Source organism: Pseudomonas sp. UTLPPB19802, assembly GCF_059730225.1.
Genome location: NZ_AP048545.1, coordinates 2,992,393 through 3,007,750 on the forward strand (window position 1 = coordinate 2,992,393; position 15,358 = coordinate 3,007,750).

General features: G+C 64.4%; 7 protein-coding genes. 3 read left to right on the forward strand and 4 right to left on the reverse strand.

From position 1 onward, the window contains the following. The 4 genes from AC6I6U_RS13620 to AC6I6U_RS13635 are packed head-to-tail and all read right to left on the reverse strand — an operon-like array spanning position 1 to position 2,670. Entirely contained in the window at positions 1–576 is a 576-nt protein-coding gene (locus AC6I6U_RS13620) for a DUF6162 family protein (RefSeq protein WP_497882437.1), read from the reverse strand. Further along, positions 573–929 (reverse strand): hypothetical protein, encoded by a 357-nt coding sequence (locus AC6I6U_RS13625; protein ID WP_497882438.1) that lies wholly within the window; start codon positions 927–929, stop codon positions 573–575. Before AC6I6U_RS13625 ends, AC6I6U_RS13620 begins: the two co-directional genes overlap by 4 nt. Beyond that, positions 926–1,465 carry a PA2404 family protein gene (locus AC6I6U_RS13630; protein ID WP_497882439.1) on the reverse strand — a complete coding sequence of 180 codons (540 nt, stop codon included), beginning with the start codon at positions 1,463–1,465 and terminating at the stop codon, positions 926–928. Before AC6I6U_RS13630 ends, AC6I6U_RS13625 begins: the two co-directional genes overlap by 4 nt. Then, positions 1,462–2,670, reverse strand: a complete 1,209-nt coding sequence (locus tag AC6I6U_RS13635) for a PepSY-associated TM helix domain-containing protein (RefSeq protein WP_497882440.1) — start codon at positions 2,668–2,670, stop codon at positions 1,462–1,464. The genes AC6I6U_RS13630 and AC6I6U_RS13635 overlap by 4 nt, the downstream gene beginning before the upstream one ends. A 288-nt stretch (positions 2,671–2,958) precedes the next feature. Between AC6I6U_RS13635 and AC6I6U_RS13640 the strand changes: the two genes are divergently transcribed. The 3 genes from AC6I6U_RS13640 (at position 2,959) to AC6I6U_RS13650 (ending at position 15,343) form a co-directional block, all read left to right on the forward strand. Continuing rightward, the gene (locus AC6I6U_RS13640; protein ID WP_497882441.1) at positions 2,959–3,942 is read left to right on the forward strand and encodes a TauD/TfdA family dioxygenase; all 984 of its coding nucleotides are present in this window, start codon (positions 2,959–2,961) and stop codon (positions 3,940–3,942) included. Between the two features lie 167 nt (positions 3,943–4,109). Next, a complete protein-coding gene (locus AC6I6U_RS13645; RefSeq protein ID WP_497882442.1) occupies positions 4,110–7,517 on the forward strand; it encodes an amino acid adenylation domain-containing protein in 3,408 nt (1,135 codons plus the stop codon). Continuing rightward, a complete protein-coding gene (locus AC6I6U_RS13650) occupies positions 7,514–15,343 on the forward strand; it encodes an amino acid adenylation domain-containing protein (protein WP_497882443.1) in 7,830 nt (2,609 codons plus the stop codon). The genes AC6I6U_RS13645 and AC6I6U_RS13650 overlap by 4 nt, the downstream gene beginning before the upstream one ends. Positions 15,344–15,358 lie beyond the last annotated feature (15 nt).

The window sequence follows — 15,358 nt, forward strand, 5'->3', positions numbered from 1 at the left end:
TCAGTGGCGATGCTGGCGGGTTACGCCGGCGTCGAATTGCGCCACCACCTGCTGCCAGCCAGCGGCAACCAGGGCGCTGTCGGCGAGGTCGCCGGGTACTGTCGGGGTGGCGTTGCGAGTGAGCCAGATATCCGGTGCGGCATTCGTGTCGCTGCCGACCCGCATCAGGAACGAACCGGCGGTCGCATTGGCCTGGCTCAGGCCGAGGTAGGCATGCTGCTCCAGCAGTTGCCAGGTGTGACCACCGCGGCTGACCGAACTGGCATCCTGGGCGAAGGGCGCGAAGCCTTCCTCGGCCAGTTGCGCGGGAGCGGGCAATGCCTGCTGGTCCTGTTGCAGCAGGTGGATCTCGTCGAGGGTGACCCGCAGGTCGGCGTAGATGCCCTGTTCGCCCGGCGTGAGGTCGCGCCGCGCGTCCAGTTGGTGGGCCGCGACCGGGGCGACCTCCTGCTTCTCGCCGTGCAGCGCCACCACGGAGCCGGCGGCGAGCAGCACGACCAGGCAGAACAGCAGCACGTAGAGGGTTTCATGGCCGGCGCCGGCGGGGCGTACGACCTGGGTAGTGGTTGTACTCATGGTGCCTCGATATCTGCTTTGTCCACTTCCACGACATGGCCGGGGCCGGCATCGAACAGCACATAGAAGTCGGTGGCGGGTTTCTTGAAGGTCAGGGTCGAGTCTTCACCCAGCTTTCCGGGCAGCAGTACCGTTTCGTCGTAGCCAATCACGTCTAGGGTTACGCCAGCAGCGCCGCTGCCGTCGGAAAAGCCGCCCTTGCATTGTATCTGCTCGGCGTCGAGTTGCTTGCACTCGCACATCGGATTATGTGCCCAGGCATTCAGGCTGAGGCCACCGGCTGCCAGCAGCGCCGTACCGGTCAGCAGGCGTCGCAGGGTTGGAGATAGGGTGAAACGATGCAATGAGGTCATGGGCGTGCACCTTGTTTTTTCAGCCAGGCGATGGTTAGGGGCGATGCCTGGCCTAGGGGAATGTAGGCCTGGTGGACCGACCCGTCCCAGCCTTCGAGGGTCACCCACAATTCTGCGTCGTCGGCAGTGTTCTGCGGGATCGGAACCACGGCGCCCATGCGATAGGGCGTGCCGAAAAAGATCACGCCGGCGGCGCGCAGGCTGCGGGGTTTGCTAACCCGCAGGTAGGTGGCCTTGACCTGCGTGATGCAGTCGGCGCAGAGGCTGGCATTGAAGGCCTTGAAGTAGCCGGCCGGGCCGTCGCGGCGAGGCGCCTCATCCCATAGTTCGGCCAGTTGCAGGCTCCAGGGGCCTACCTGCAGCTCGTGGACATGTTGGCCCAGCCCGGTATCACCACGAAACAGTGCTGCGTCGGAAAAGTAGCGGGGCATGAAGCCCAACGGGATCAGTACCAGCAGGATATTCAGGTGGAAGCGCCATTTGTGCCAGAGTCGGTTCAGGGGAGAGATCGGTAGTGTTGCTTCAGCCTTGCTCACAGATTGACCTCCGGGGTTTCGGTGCCGAGCGCGGTGTGGGGCCTGGACTTGTCGGCGCGTTCAGTCTTGTTGCTGCGTTTCAGGGCATTGAGCGTTGCCAGCGCGGTGCGCTTGCTCCAGATCAGTAGTCCACTGAGCACCATCATGCTCAGGAGTAGGCCGAAAAAGAACCAGATCAACTTGACCCACAGCCCGCCGAAATCCCCTGTGTGCAATGGGCGCATCGACTCGGTGACGAACTCCAGGCCGGTGCGTTCCGTGAGTAATCGCGACTGCTCGACCTTGCCGTTGTAGGGGTTCAGTTCCAGGGTCTGGTACATCAGCGGGTACCAGCTGCGGCCGCCGACTTCGAATGCACTATAGGCGTTGGCCGGCAGGCTGATGAAACTGGCATCGAGCCCGGGTACCTGTTCACGGGCAATGCGCAGGGCTTCGTCTGCGCCGAGTCTGGGTGCCGGCTGACCATCGGGCATCAACGGTGCACTGTCGTGAGAGATGATGGCCGGAATGGGGCGGGTGGCTATGTTGATCTGGTTGTCGGCGAGAATGGCCTGGATCAGGAACCAGGTACCGGTGATGGAAATCACAGCGATGAACCAGATCGACCAGATGCCGCTCAGACGATGGAAGTCACCCCAGAAGATTCGAGCCCCATGGTTGAAACGCAGGGTTGGTTTGAAAAAGCCTTTCCAGAAGCGCTTGTACACCACCAGGCCGGTAATCAGCGAAGCCAACATCGGTAATCCCAGTATCGACACCAGATACCAGCCCCAGCTGTAGCCGTTGGTGAACGGCACCAGCCACCAGCCATGCAGGGCCCGTGTGAAGTTCTTGAAGTTGAATTGCGGGCTGATGCCCTGGATGACCCCGGTGTAGGGATTGACGTAAACGGTCACTGACCGCCCATCCGGATAGCTGATATCGGCCAGCAGCGCGAAGTGGCTCTCATCCGGTCGTTGGATCGACTGCACGATCAACTCAGGTTCGTTTTTCTTGATGGCAGCCAGTACCTGGTCGTAACTGAGCAACGGTGCGTCATCGGAGGGCTTGCCGGCGCGTATATCAGGATTGGCCAGCCAGACGATCTCCTGGCTGACCACCGCGAGGGTACCGGTGACACAGACGATCAGCACAAAGAACCAGATGGGTAGCGCCAGCCAACTATGGACCAGGAACCAGATTTTCGAGCGGGACTTCTTGGACATGGGAAGCGGATTCTCGACATCGGAGGAAGGCTTGAGGCCTGAGAAGGAGCCGCGAGCTCTGGAAAGCCGGTCGTGGCTTTTGCCTACGCGACCAACTGCATCTTAATGAGACGGATGAGCAGGCAAAAAACGTAGGACTATATGAAAGCAAATGTTTCGGTGGCCTGGCGCCGGGATGGGCGCCCGCTAATTTTCGCTGTCGATTATCCGTTTCATCCTTTGAAACCCGGTGCATCCCACGTTCAGGGATGGGGTGCCGCGGCCTAGGATCAAGGGAGAAAAGTGCTCATGAACAATGCGTTGAGTTTGGATATCCGGCCGCTGCTGACCGGTTCGGGCAGTTTGCCCATGCTGATCCAGGCGCCCGAGCCCGGACTTGACCTGCGTGAGGCGTTTGCCGAGTGCAAGGTGCTGATCGACCAGCACCTTTATCGGGCGGGCGGCGTCTTGCTGCGCGGTTTCGATGTCGGTGGCGCCGAGGCTTTTCGTGAGTTCGCCGCAGCTTTCGGTCACCCGCTGCTCAACTACGAGTTCGGCTCGACCCCGCGCAGCAATGTGACCAAGGGGGTCTACACCTCCACCGAGTACCCGGCGCACCAGAGCATTCCGCTACATAACGAACAGGCCTACACCCTCGAATGGCCTATGAAGATCTGGTTCTACAGCGTGATCGCCGCCCAGACCGGTGGCGAAACCCCGATCTGCAACAGTCGCGAAGTCTATCGCCGGGTGCCGGTGCGAATTCGCGAGCGCCTGGTCAGCAAGGGCCTGATGTATGTGCGCAACTACGGCAATGGCCTGGACGTGGACTGGAGCCAGGTGTTCAACACCGAGGACGAGGCCGTGGTCGAAGCCTACTGTCGAGCCCACTCCATCGAATGCGAATGGAAGGACGATGGTGAGTTGCGCACGCGCCAGCGTTGCCAGGTAGTAGCGCATCACCCGGTAACCCGGGAAATGGTCTGGTTCAACCAGGCGCACCTGTTCCATGTCTCGAACCTGCAGCCGGAGGTGCGTGAGACGTTGCTCGATGTGGTGGACGAGGAAGACCTGCCGCGTAACGTCTACTACGGTGATGGTTCAGCCATCGAGGTCGACCTGCTCGACGAGGTGCGTGGGGTGCTGGACGAATGCACCATCAGTTTCCCCTGGCAGGAAAACGACGTGCTGATGCTCGACAACATGCTCGCCGCCCATGCCCGTTCGCCGTTCACCGGCAAGCGCAAGGTGGTGGTAGCGATGGCCGAAGGTTATTCGCAGCCTGCCGACTGACGTCACTCGTCGCAATTGCCGCACCGATCCGCAGATTTCTACCCCTCTCCTTCGCCATACCCGAGAAACCGCCTGCCAGCACGCTAAATCCTCGGGTTGGCGGTTCGTCCTTGTTGATACGACCAGGCCCCACCGGCCGTGCCGCCGATCAGCAAGGACCCTCTCACATGAAGCCCCAAGACGCACAGAAACTCGCCCGTCGTTTCATCGAGCTGCCCCAGGAGAAGCGCAGTATCTTCCTGGCCGCCATGGACAGGGAGGGGGTCGACTTCTCGCTGCTGCCCATCGTCGCCTGCGATGGTGTCGCCGAACGGGACGGCCTGTCCTATGCGCAACAGCGTATGTGGTTTCTCTGGCAGCTTGATCCGCAGAGTGCTGCCTACAACCTGCCGATGGCCGTTCGTCTGGATGGTCCGCTGGACCTGGCGGCGCTCGAACAGGCCTTCAGTGCCTTGGTGGCCCGGCATGAATGCCTGCGCACCACTTTTGGCCAGGATGGCGAGCGGGCTTTCCAGTGTGTCGCCCCGCCGGCTGCGGCGACGGTGCGGGTCGATGACCTGCAAGCCCTGGCCGAGCTGCAGCGTCGGTCCCGTGCCCGGCAGATCATGGCCGAGGAGGCCGGACAGGCGTTCGACCTGCAGCAGGGGCCGTTGCTGAGTATCCGACTGTTGCGCCTGGCTGAACACGAACACATCTTGTTGCTGACCTTGCATCACATCATCGCTGATGGCTGGTCGATGAATATCCTGATCGAGGAATTCAGCCGCTGCTACGACGCCTGCGTGGCTGGCGCCACGGCCGAGCTGCCAGCGTTGGCCGTGCACTATCGCGACTACGCGCTATGGCAGCGTAGTTGGCTCGAAGCCGGCGAGCAGGAACGGCAACTGGCCTACTGGCGTGAGCACCTGGGCGAAGAGCATCCGGTGCTCGAGCTGCCCACCGACCGGCCGCACCCGGCCCAGGCCAGTCATCGTGGCGCGCGCCTGGAAGTGCAGGTCGACAGCGGGCTGCGCCAGCAACTCAAGGTTCTGGCCCAGCGCCAGGGTGTGTCGCTGTTCGTGGTGCTGCTGGCCTCGTTCAAGAGCCTGCTGCATCGCTACAGCGGCCAGAGCGATATCCGCGTCGGCGGCCTGATCGCCAACCGGACCCGCAGCGAAACCGAAGGCCTGATCGGCTTTTTCGTCAATACCCAGGTACTGCGCAGTGAAGTACACGGCCAGACCCCGTTCAGCGAACTTCTCCAGAGCCTGCGTCGGGCATCCCTGGGGGCGCAGGCGCATCAGGAGCTGCCGTTCGACGCCTTGATCGAAGCACTGCAGCCTGCCCGCAGCCAGAGCCACAATCCGCTGTTCCAGGTGATGTTCAACCATCAGCCGCTGGTCACCGACGTGCAGGGCCGGCAGTTGGCGAGCGGCTTGCGGGTAGCGCATCTGGATGAGGAGCAAGGCGTCGGGCAATCGCGCCAGCACGCGGCCGCCAGCGACCTGATGCTGGAGACCCGCGAGGAAGGCGAGCAGCTTTTCGCCGCCTTCACCTATGCCACCGATATTTTCGATGGCGTGACCATCGAGCGCCTGGCCGGTCACTGGCGCAACCTGCTGGTCGCCGTGTGTCGTGACCCGCAGTTGCCGATCAGCCAGTTGCCCATGTTGGTGGCTGAGGAAGTCGCCAGCCTGCTGCAGGTTGGTGGCCAGGCAGGCACTGACAGCCCGGTGTCCATGGTGCAGTTGTTCGAGGCCCAGGCCCGACGCACACCGCAGTCCACTGCACTGGTCCTGGCCGACGCGGCACAGGCGCCGACCCTGAGTTATGCCGAACTGAACCGCCGGGCCAATCGCCTGGCGCATCTGCTGCGTGGCCATGGCGTGGGGCCGGAGGTGTTGGTGGGGCTGGCGATCGGCCGCACGCTGGACCTGGCCGTCGCGATCCTGGCGGTGCTCAAGGCCGGTGGCGCCTATGTGCCCCTGGATCCGCAGACCCCGCCGGCGCGACTGGCCCATGTACTGCAGGACAGTGGCCTGAAGCTGCTGCTGACCCACAGTCAGTGGCTGGAAGGCCTGCCACCGCTGGGGGATGTCGAGGCCCTGTGCCTGGATTGGATCAACGACAGTGGTTATGCCGAGACCGACCTGGAGCTGACACCGGCTGCGCAATCGCTGGCCTATGTCATCTACACCTCGGGTTCCACCGGGCGGCCCAAGGGAGTTGCCATCAGCCACCATGCCCTGGCCGAATTCGTCGCCCGGGCCACGCAATACAGCCAGTTGGTGGAAAGTGATCGCGTCATGCAGTTCGCCACCAGCAGTTTCGACGGCTTCGTCGAGCAATTCTTCCCGCCATTGAGCCTGGGCGCCTGCGTGGTGCTACGCGACGAGCGGTTGTGGGACAGTGCCACGTTGCACGAGGCGATCCTGCGCCACGGCATCACCCTGGCCGACCTGCCGGCGGCCTACTGGTACCTGCTGGTACAGGACTGGGCGGCCCGGCCACCAGCCGGCTATGGCGCCCTGCGCCAGATCCATATCGGTGGTGAGGCCATGGCCGTGGATGGCCTGCGTCTGTGGCAGCAGGCCGGGCTGGGCGGCGTGCGCCTGGTCAACACCTACGGCCCGACCGAGGCGACCGTGGTCTCGAGCACCTACGACTGCACCGGTTTGCCGGTCGAGGCGGTTTCCTGGCGCGGCGTGCCTATCGGTTTCGGCCTTGAGCAGCGACGCCTGCTGGTACTCGACGGTGATCTCGAATTGCTGCCCCAGGGTGCAGTCGGCGAGCTGTACATCGGTGGCCCGGGCCTGGCCCGCGGTTACCAGGGCCAGCCGGCCCTCAGCGCCGAACGGTTCATCGTCGATCCCTTCACCCCGGGGGAACGCCTGTATCGCACCGGCGACCGCGCGCGCCTGCGCGAAGACGGTGCCGTGGAGTACATCGGCCGGGTCGATCACCAGGTCAAGATCCGCGGTTTCCGCATCGAGCTGGGTGAGGTCGAATCCCGGCTGTTGCAGGCTCCCGGTGTGCGCGAGGCTGCGGTACTCGCGTTGCCCCTGGGCGGTATTACGCAACTGGTCGGTTACCTGGTTGCCGATCAGCACCTGGAACCGGCGCAGCAGAGCGCCTGGCGTCTTGAGGTCAAGGCGTTCATGCAGGGCCGGCTACCGGACTACATGGTGCCCTCGCACCTGCTGGTCCTGTCGCACCTGCCGTTGACGCCAAGCGGCAAGCTGGACCGCAAGGCCCTGCCGGTTCCAGACCCGAGCCAGTTGCAGGCCAGCTACCGCGAACCGCAAACCGATACCGAGCGTTGCCTGGCGAGCATCTGGGAAGAAGTGCTGCAGGTATCCAGGGTCGGGCTTGACGATCATTTCTTCGAATTGGGTGGGCATTCGCTGCTGGCCGCCCAGGTGATTGCCCGGGTCAAGACACGTCTTGAGGTCAGCCTGCCGCTGCGCAGCCTGTTCGATAAACCCCTGCTCAGCGAACTGGCCGCCGAACTGGCGACGCTGGGGCAGGGTGCTGCAGATAACGACTGGGCCGATATGGAGCAGTTCATGAGTTCGTTGGAGGAGTTTGAAGCATGAGTGGCAACCCTGCGGTACGTATCGCCAAACGATTCATCGGCCTGCCCCTGGAGCAGCGCCGGCAGTTCCTGGCGAAGCTGAGCGAGGAGGGCAAGGATTTCAGCCTGCTGCCGATGCCGGTCAGCCGCCATGATGTGGCGCAGATTCCCCTGTCCTATGCCCAGCAGCGCCTGCTGTTCCTCTGGCAGCTCGATCCCGCCAGTGCCGCCTACAACATGGCTGCCGGCCTGCGCTTGCGTGGTCAGCTGGACGAATTGGCCCTGCAGCGTGCCTTCGAACACATCGTCGAGCGTCACGAAGTGCTGCGCACGGTGTTTCAGGTGGACGGCGAGCAGCCGCGGCAACTGATCCTCGAACATCTGGCCGTGCCACTGGCCAGGATCGATCTGTCGGCTTGCGCGACCGAGGCGCGTGAGACCGAACTGGCCGAACGGGTGCGGGCGATCACCGCGCAACCCTTCGATCTGCTCAACGGGCCCTTGTTGCGCGCCAGCCTGATCCGCCTGGCGGTGGACGAGTGGGTGCTGGTGGTGAGCATGCACCATATCGTTTCCGACGGCTGGTCGATGGACGTGATGGTCAAGGAGTTCGTCCAGGCCTATCAGGCCTTCACCCAGGGGCGCGAACCGGGCCTGGCGCCCTTGCCGCTGCAATACGCCGACTATGCGATCTGGCAACGCAGTTGGCTGGAGGCCGGCGAGGGGGAGCGACAACTCGATTACTGGCGTCGGCAACTGGGCGAGGAGCAACCGCTGCTGGATGTCGCCGCGGACTTCCCACGCCCTCCGGTGCAAAGCTTCGAAGGGCGGACCCTGGGCTTCGACTTCGGGGTCGAGCGCTCACGGCGACTGAATGCCTTCGCCCGCAGCCAGGGTATAAGCCTGTTCATGCTGGTGCTGGGCGGCTATTCGCTGTTTCTTTCGCGCCAGGCCGGCCTGCGGGATATCCGCGTCGGCGTGCCGAACGCCAACCGCAGCCGCCCGGAAGTCGAAGGCCTGATCGGCTTTTTCGTCAACACCCAGGTGCTGCGTTGCGAAGTCGATGAGCGCCAGAGTTTCCTCGACCTGCTGGGCCATCTGCGCGAAAGCAGTTTCGGTGCCCAGGCTCATCAGGAGTTGCCATTCGAGCAACTGGTGGATGCCTTGGCCCCTGAGCGCAATCTTGACCACAACCCGCTGTTCCAGGCCAAGTTCAACCAGAACGTCGGCATGCAGAAACAGCGCTCGATGCAGTTGCCGGGCCTGAACGTGGCGGAATATCCGCTGCACAAGGACGGTACGCACTTCGATCTGGCTCTGGACATCACCGACGATGGCACGCTGATCCACGGCGAGTTGACCTACGCCAGCGATCTGTACCAGCACTCGACAGTCGAAGGCTTCGTTCCGGCCCTGCTGGAACTGTTCGATGCGTTGCTGCAGGCTCCGCAGGCGCCACTGTTCAGCCTGCACCAGCCGGTGCACGAACTGCCGGCAGCCAGCCAGGAGGCCGCGCCGCTGGTGCTGCAGCACTGGGACGACCAGGTTCTGCGCCAGCCTGAGGCACTGGCCGCCCGTTGTCTGGAACAGACCCTGAGCTTTGCCGAACTGGATCAGGCTGCCAACCGCCTGGCCCACCACCTGCGGGCGCGAGGCGTGGGCATCGGCGAGCCGGTGGCACTGCTGATGGAGCGCTCGCTGGACTGGCTGACCAGCCTGTTGGCGATTCTCAAGGTGGGTGCCGTGTACATGCCGCTGGATACCAAGGCCCCGGATGCGCGCCTGCGCCAGATGCTTGAGCGGGCTGGGGCGCGACTGTTGCTGTGCAGCGAAGACGATTCACGACTGGATGGCCTGGTGCCGTCCGGCTGCGACGCACAGGCGTTCAGCCCGGTCGACTGGCGCGACCGGCCGGCCACCGCACCGAAACTGGAGCTGTCGGCCCAGTCTGCGGCTTATGTGATTCATACCTCCGGCTCCACCGGACAACCCAAGGGCGTACTGGTCAGCCATGGTGCCCTGGCCAGCTACGTGCAGGGCCTGGCACGACGCCTGGACCTGGCGCCAGGCGCCAGCATGGCGCTGGTCTCGACCATCGCCGCCGACCTGGGGCACACCATGCTGTTCGGCGCCTTGTGCGGCGGTCGTACCCTGCATGTACTGCCCGAAGCCCTGGGTTTCGATCCGGACGGTTTTGCCCAGTACATGAGCGAGCACCGTGTCGGCATCCTGAAAATCGTTCCAGGGCATCTCTCGGCCCTGCTGCAGGCGACCCGGGCAGCGGATGTCCTGCCGGAACACGCGCTGATCGTTGGTGGCGAGGCCTGTTCGCCAGTGCTGGTGCGCCAGGTTCGCGAGCTGAAGCCGGCCTGCCGTTTCATCAACCACTACGGCCCCAGCGAAACCACCGTTGGCGTGTTGACCCACGAAGTGCGCGCCGATGCAGCCATCGACCGTGGTATCGCCATCGGCCAGCCGCTGCCAGGCGCACGGACCCTGGTGCTGGACGATGTGCTGAACATCGCCGCCGCGCAGGTGCCGGGTGAGTTGTACATCGGTGGTGCCAGCGTCGCCCTGGGTTACTTGGGGCAACCGGGGCTGACTGCCGAGCGCTTCCTGCCGGACCCTTATGGCGAGCCGGGCAGCCGGGCCTACCGCAGCGGTGACCGGGTGCGCTGCAATCGCCAGGGCCTGCTGGAGTTCATGGGGCGCAACGACGACCAGGTGAAGATCCGCGGCTATCGCGTCGAGCCGGCGGAAGTCGCTCGCTTGATGCAGGGCTTCGATTCGGTTGCCCAGGCAGCGGTACTCGCAGTGCCGATGGAGGACGATGCCACGCGCCTGCAACTGGTGGCCTACTGCGTACCGGCGGCCGGTGCGGTGCTGCAGGTCGAGGACCTGCGCCAGCGGCTACAGGCATCCCTCAGCGACTACATGGTTCCGGCGCAGATCCTGCTGCTGGAGCAGTTGCCGCTGACCGCCAACGGCAAGCTGGACAAGCGGGCGCTGCCCAAGCCGGGGCTGGTCAAGCAGCAATACACCGCCCCGGTGGGCGAAATCGAGGAAAAGCTGGCGGCGGTCTGGGCCGATGTGCTCAAGCTAGAGCGGGTCGGCAGCAACGACAACTTCTTCGAACTGGGCGGTGACTCGATCCTCAGCCTGCAAATTATCGCCCGGGCCAAGCGCCAGGGGATCAAGCTCAGTCCCAAGCAGTTGTTCGAGAAGCAGACCATCGCGCAACTGGCGACGGTGGCCAGGCTGATCGAGAAAAAGGCGGCCGTCGAGGCACCCCGGCAGGTCAGCGGCGAGCAGCCATTGCTGCCGATCCAGGCACGCTTCTTCGAAATGAATGTTCCCCAGCGCCACCACTGGAACCAGTCGGTGATGCTCAAGCCGCTGCAGGTGCTGGATGCCACCCACTTGGAGGTGGCGTTGGCCAGCCTGCTGGACCACCACGACGCCTTGCGCCTAGGTTTTGTCGAGCAGGGCGGGCAGTGGCAGGCCCGTTATCAGCCGGCCAGCAGTGCCGTGTTGTGGCTGCGTGAACTGGATGATGTTGCCGAGCTCACCGCCCTGGCGGATGAGGCGCAACGCAGTCTCGATCTCAAGGACGGCCCGCTGTTGCGTGCGCTGCTGGTACATTTGCCCGAGGGTGAGCAACGCCTGTTGCTGGTAGTGCATCACTTGGTGGTCGATGGCGTGTCCTGGCGGGTGCTGCTCGAGGACCTGCAGAGTGTCTATGCCGCCGTTGCTGCTGGCCGTAGCGTGCAACTGCCGGCCAAGAGCAGTGCATTCAAACTCTGGGGCGAACGCCTGCAGGCTCACGCGCGCAGCGAGGCCCTGGCAGTTGAGCGCGATTACTGGCTGGGTACCTTGGCCGAGCCTGGTGCACAACTGCCTGGCGATCACCTGGAAAGCCCGCTGCCTGGCGTCGGCCATGCCACCTCGCGGCTGAACAAGGCGTTGACGCGGCAATTGCTCAGCGTTGCCCCGGCCGCCTACCGTACCCAGATCAACGACCTGCTGCTGTCGGCCCTGGCCCGGGTTCTCTGCGACTGGAGCCGGCAGCCGTCGGTGCTGATCCAGTTGGAGGGCCACGGCCGCGAGGATCTGTTCGACGATCTCGACCTGAGCCGCACGGTCGGCTGGTTCAGCAGCCTGTTCCCGGTTCGCCTGACCCCACAGGCGGACCTGGGCGGCTCGATCCGTGCGGTCAAGGAACAACTGCGGGCGGTACCGAACAAGGGTATCGGCTATGGCCTCCTGCGTTACCTGGCGGATGCGGATTTCTCCCGTCAGTTGCAGGCCTTGCCCGAAGCCCGGGTGACCTTCAACTACCTCGGGCAGTTCGACGGCAGCTTCGACCAGGCCGAGGGCGCACTGTTCGTGCCCAGCGGCGAGAGCAGCGGCGCCAACCAGTCCGAAGAACTGCCGGCCAATTGGTTGAGCCTCAATGGCCAGGTGTTCGACGGCGAACTGGAACTGGACTGGGGCTTCAGTCGCGCGCTGTACCAGCCTTCGACGATCGAGGCGCTGGCTCGGGCCTACGAGCAGGAACTGGCCCGGTTGGTCGAGCACTGCAGCCAGGGCGGGCAGTTGGGCGTGACGCCGTCCGACTTCCCGTTGGCGGTGTTGAGTTCGGCGCAACTGGAACGCCTGCCGGTGGTCATGCCGGATATCGAGGACATCTATCCGCTGTCACCGATGCAGCAGGGTATCCTGTTCCATGCGGTCGACGAACCGGATGGCGCGGCCTACACCAACCAGTTGCGGGCCGACGTGCGGCAACTGGATGTCGAGCGGTTCCGTGCCGCCTGGCAGCAGGGCCTGGACAGCCATGAAGTGCTGCGCTCGGTGTTCGTCTGGCCCCAGGATCTGGCCGCGCCGTTGCAGATTGTGCGACGTCAGGTCGAAATGCCGATGGTGGTGCATGACTGGCGCGAGCGCCGTGATTTGTCGGCGGCTCTCGAGCAGCTGGCGCAGGATGACCTGGCGGCTGGTTTCGAGCTGGGCCGGGCCCCTCTGTTACGCGTCACCCTGGTGCGTACCACCGCCAGCGATTATCACCTGATCTACACCAGCCACCACATCCTGATGGACGGTTGGAGTACGTCGCAACTGTTCGGCGAGGTACTCCAGCGTTATGCAGGTGCGACCGTTACCCGAGGGGCCGGCCGTTACCGCGACTACATCGAATGGCTCGGCCAGCGCGACGACCATACCAGCCAGGCATTCTGGGCGACCGCCCTGGCTGACCTGGAGGAGCCGACCCGGTTGGCCAATGCTGTCGGTAGCCGACAATCGCTGGCAGTTGGGCATGGCGAACACCGGCATGGCTTCGGTACTGTGCTGACCGCCGACCTGAATCGCTTCGCCCGCGAATACAAGGTCACCCTCAACACCCTGGTACAGGCCGCCTGGCTGGTGCTGCTGCAACGCTACACCGGGCAGGATTGCGTGGCCTTCGGCGCCACCGTGGCGGGTCGGCCGACCGACCTGGCCGGGGTGGAGCAGCAGATCGGCCTGTTCATCAACACCCTGCCGGTAGCGGCTTCGCCTTCGGCGCAGATTCCGGTGGCGACCTGGCTGCAACAGGTACAGGACCTCAACCTGGCGCTGCGCGAGCACGAACACACGCCGCTGTACGATATCCAGCGCTGGGCCGGGCTCGGTGCGGGCGGGCTGTTCGACAGCCTGCTGGTGTTCGAGAACTACCCGATGGCCGAAGCGCTCGGCCAGGCTTCGGGGACGGGTCTTGCATTCTCGGCCATCAGCCGCCAGGAACAGACCAACTACCCGCTGACGCTGGTGGCGGTGACCGGTGCCGAACTGAATCTGGAGTTGAGTTATGACCGGGCCTGCTTCGACGCAGCGACCGTGGTACGCCTGGGCCGCCAGCTCGAACATCTGCTGACGGCCTTCATGGCCGGCCCGCAGCAGGCGCTGGGCAATCTGGAGCTGCTGGCCGGCGACTCGCGCCAGGCCGCGCTGGACTGGGGCAAGGGTGTCGTGACGAAAGCCGACCCACGCCATGTGCTCGCCTGGATCGACGCCCAGGTGCGTGCCCAGCCACAGGCGCCGGCGATCCTGTTTGCCGACCGCGAAGTGGACTACGCCAGCCTCGAGCGCAGCGCCAATCGCCTGGCCCACAAGCTGCGCGAACTTGGCGTGGGACCGGAAGTACGGGTTGGCGTCTGCCTGAGCCGTACCCCGCGGATGATCATCAGCCTGCTGGCGACCCTCAAGGCCGGGGGGGCCTACGTGCCGCTGGACCCCGAATATCCGCAGGAGCGGTTGCTGCACATGCTGGAAGACAGCCGCGCGACGGTGCTGTTGAGCGAGTCGCGCCTGTTGCAATACCTGCCACAGGAGCTGTCGTCCCGGGTGCTGCTGGTGGAGGAGGGCGAGGACTGGCTGCAGGACTATCCGACCCAGGCGCCAGAGGTTTCGACCCAACCGCAGAACCTGGCATACGTCATCTACACCTCCGGTTCCACCGGCAAGCCCAAGGGCGTGGCGATCAATCACGGCAACCTCGCGGCGCTGATCCAGTGGTCCCTGGGCGTCTATGGCGTTGAACGACTGCGTGGGGTGCTGGCCTCGACTTCGATCTGCTTCGACCTTTCGGTCTGGGAGATCTTCGTCACCCTTGCCGCCGGCGGCTACCTGGTACTGGCCGACAACGCCCTGGCGCTGGCCGACCTGCCGCAGCGTGAGCGGGTCAGGCTGATCAACACCGTGCCGTCGGCGATTGCCGCCCTGCAGCGCGCCGGCCAGATCCCGGGGTCGGTCAGCACCATCAACCTGGCCGGTGAGCCACTCAAGCAGGCGCTGGTGGATACTCTCTACGCCAGCACGGCGGTCAAACAGGTCTACGACCTCTATGGTCCATCGGAGGATACCACCTACTCGACCTTTACCCTGCGTACCGCCCAGGGTTCGGCGAACATCGGCCGGCCGTTGGACAACACCGATGCCTATCTGCTCGATGCCCAGTTGCTGCCGGTACCGGAAGGAGTGGCGGGGGAGTTGTACCTGGCCGGTGCCGGGGTCACCCGTGGCTACCTGATGCGGCCGGGGCTGACCGCCGAGCGCTATGTGCCGAACCCGTTCGGGGTCGCTGGCGAACGTCTCTACCGCACCGGCGACCTGGTACGCCAGGGCGAAGGGGAGCAGATCGAATACATCGGGCGGGCCGACCACCAGGTGAAGATTCGTGGTTTCCGTATCGAACTGAGTGAAGTCGAGGCGCGCCTCCTGCAACAGCCGGCGGTGCGCGAGGCGGTCGTGCTGGCCCAGGACGGGGCGGCGGGCAAGCACCTGCATGGCTATGTCGTGGCGACGCAGGCCGGTGATGCACGTGCCTTTACCGATGGTCTGCGTACGGCGCTGGCCGGGCAACTGCCGGCGCATATGGTACCGAGCCATCTGCACCTGATCGAAGCCTTGCCGCTGACGCCCAACGGCAAGCTTGATCGCAAGGCGCTGATCGCACTTGGCGGCAACCCGCTGCAGACGCACTACCAGGCTCCGCAGACGGATCTGCAGCGCGAGGTCGCCAGCCTCTGGCAGGAGGTGCTGGAGGTCGAGCAGGTGGGCCTGGGCGACAACTTCTTCCAGTTGGGTGGTCATTCGTTGCTGGCGACCCTGGTGGTGACGCGGATCGCCGAGCGCCTCGGCTACAAGATCGCACTCAAGGAATTGTTCGCCGCGCAAACGTTGCAGGCGTTCTGCGAGCGCATCGAGGCCCTGCGCGGCGGTTTATCGCCGGCTCAGGATGAATTGGCTAAATCACTGGAGGCCCTCAAACGTCTATCCCTCGACGATCTGGAAAAACTGGTTTCCTGACCGGTTTCTTGGCTG

What these genes read in the sequence shown, in the direction of transcription:
- AC6I6U_RS13620 (WP_497882437.1), bottom strand. Translation starts at nt 576, where the DNA reads ATGAGTACAACCACTACCCAGGTCGTACGCCCCGCCGGCGCCGGCCAT.
- AC6I6U_RS13640 (WP_497882441.1), top strand. Translation starts at nt 2,959, where the DNA reads ATGAACAATGCGTTGAGTTTGGATATCCGGCCGCTGCTGACCGGTTCG.
- AC6I6U_RS13635 (WP_497882440.1), bottom strand. Translation starts at nt 2,670, where the DNA reads ATGTCCAAGAAGTCCCGCTCGAAAATCTGGTTCCTGGTCCATAGTTGG.
- AC6I6U_RS13625 (WP_497882438.1), bottom strand. Translation starts at nt 929, where the DNA reads ATGACCTCATTGCATCGTTTCACCCTATCTCCAACCCTGCGACGCCTG.
- AC6I6U_RS13650 (WP_497882443.1), top strand. Translation starts at nt 7,514, where the DNA reads ATGAGTGGCAACCCTGCGGTACGTATCGCCAAACGATTCATCGGCCTG.
- AC6I6U_RS13645 (WP_497882442.1), top strand. Translation starts at nt 4,110, where the DNA reads ATGAAGCCCCAAGACGCACAGAAACTCGCCCGTCGTTTCATCGAGCTG.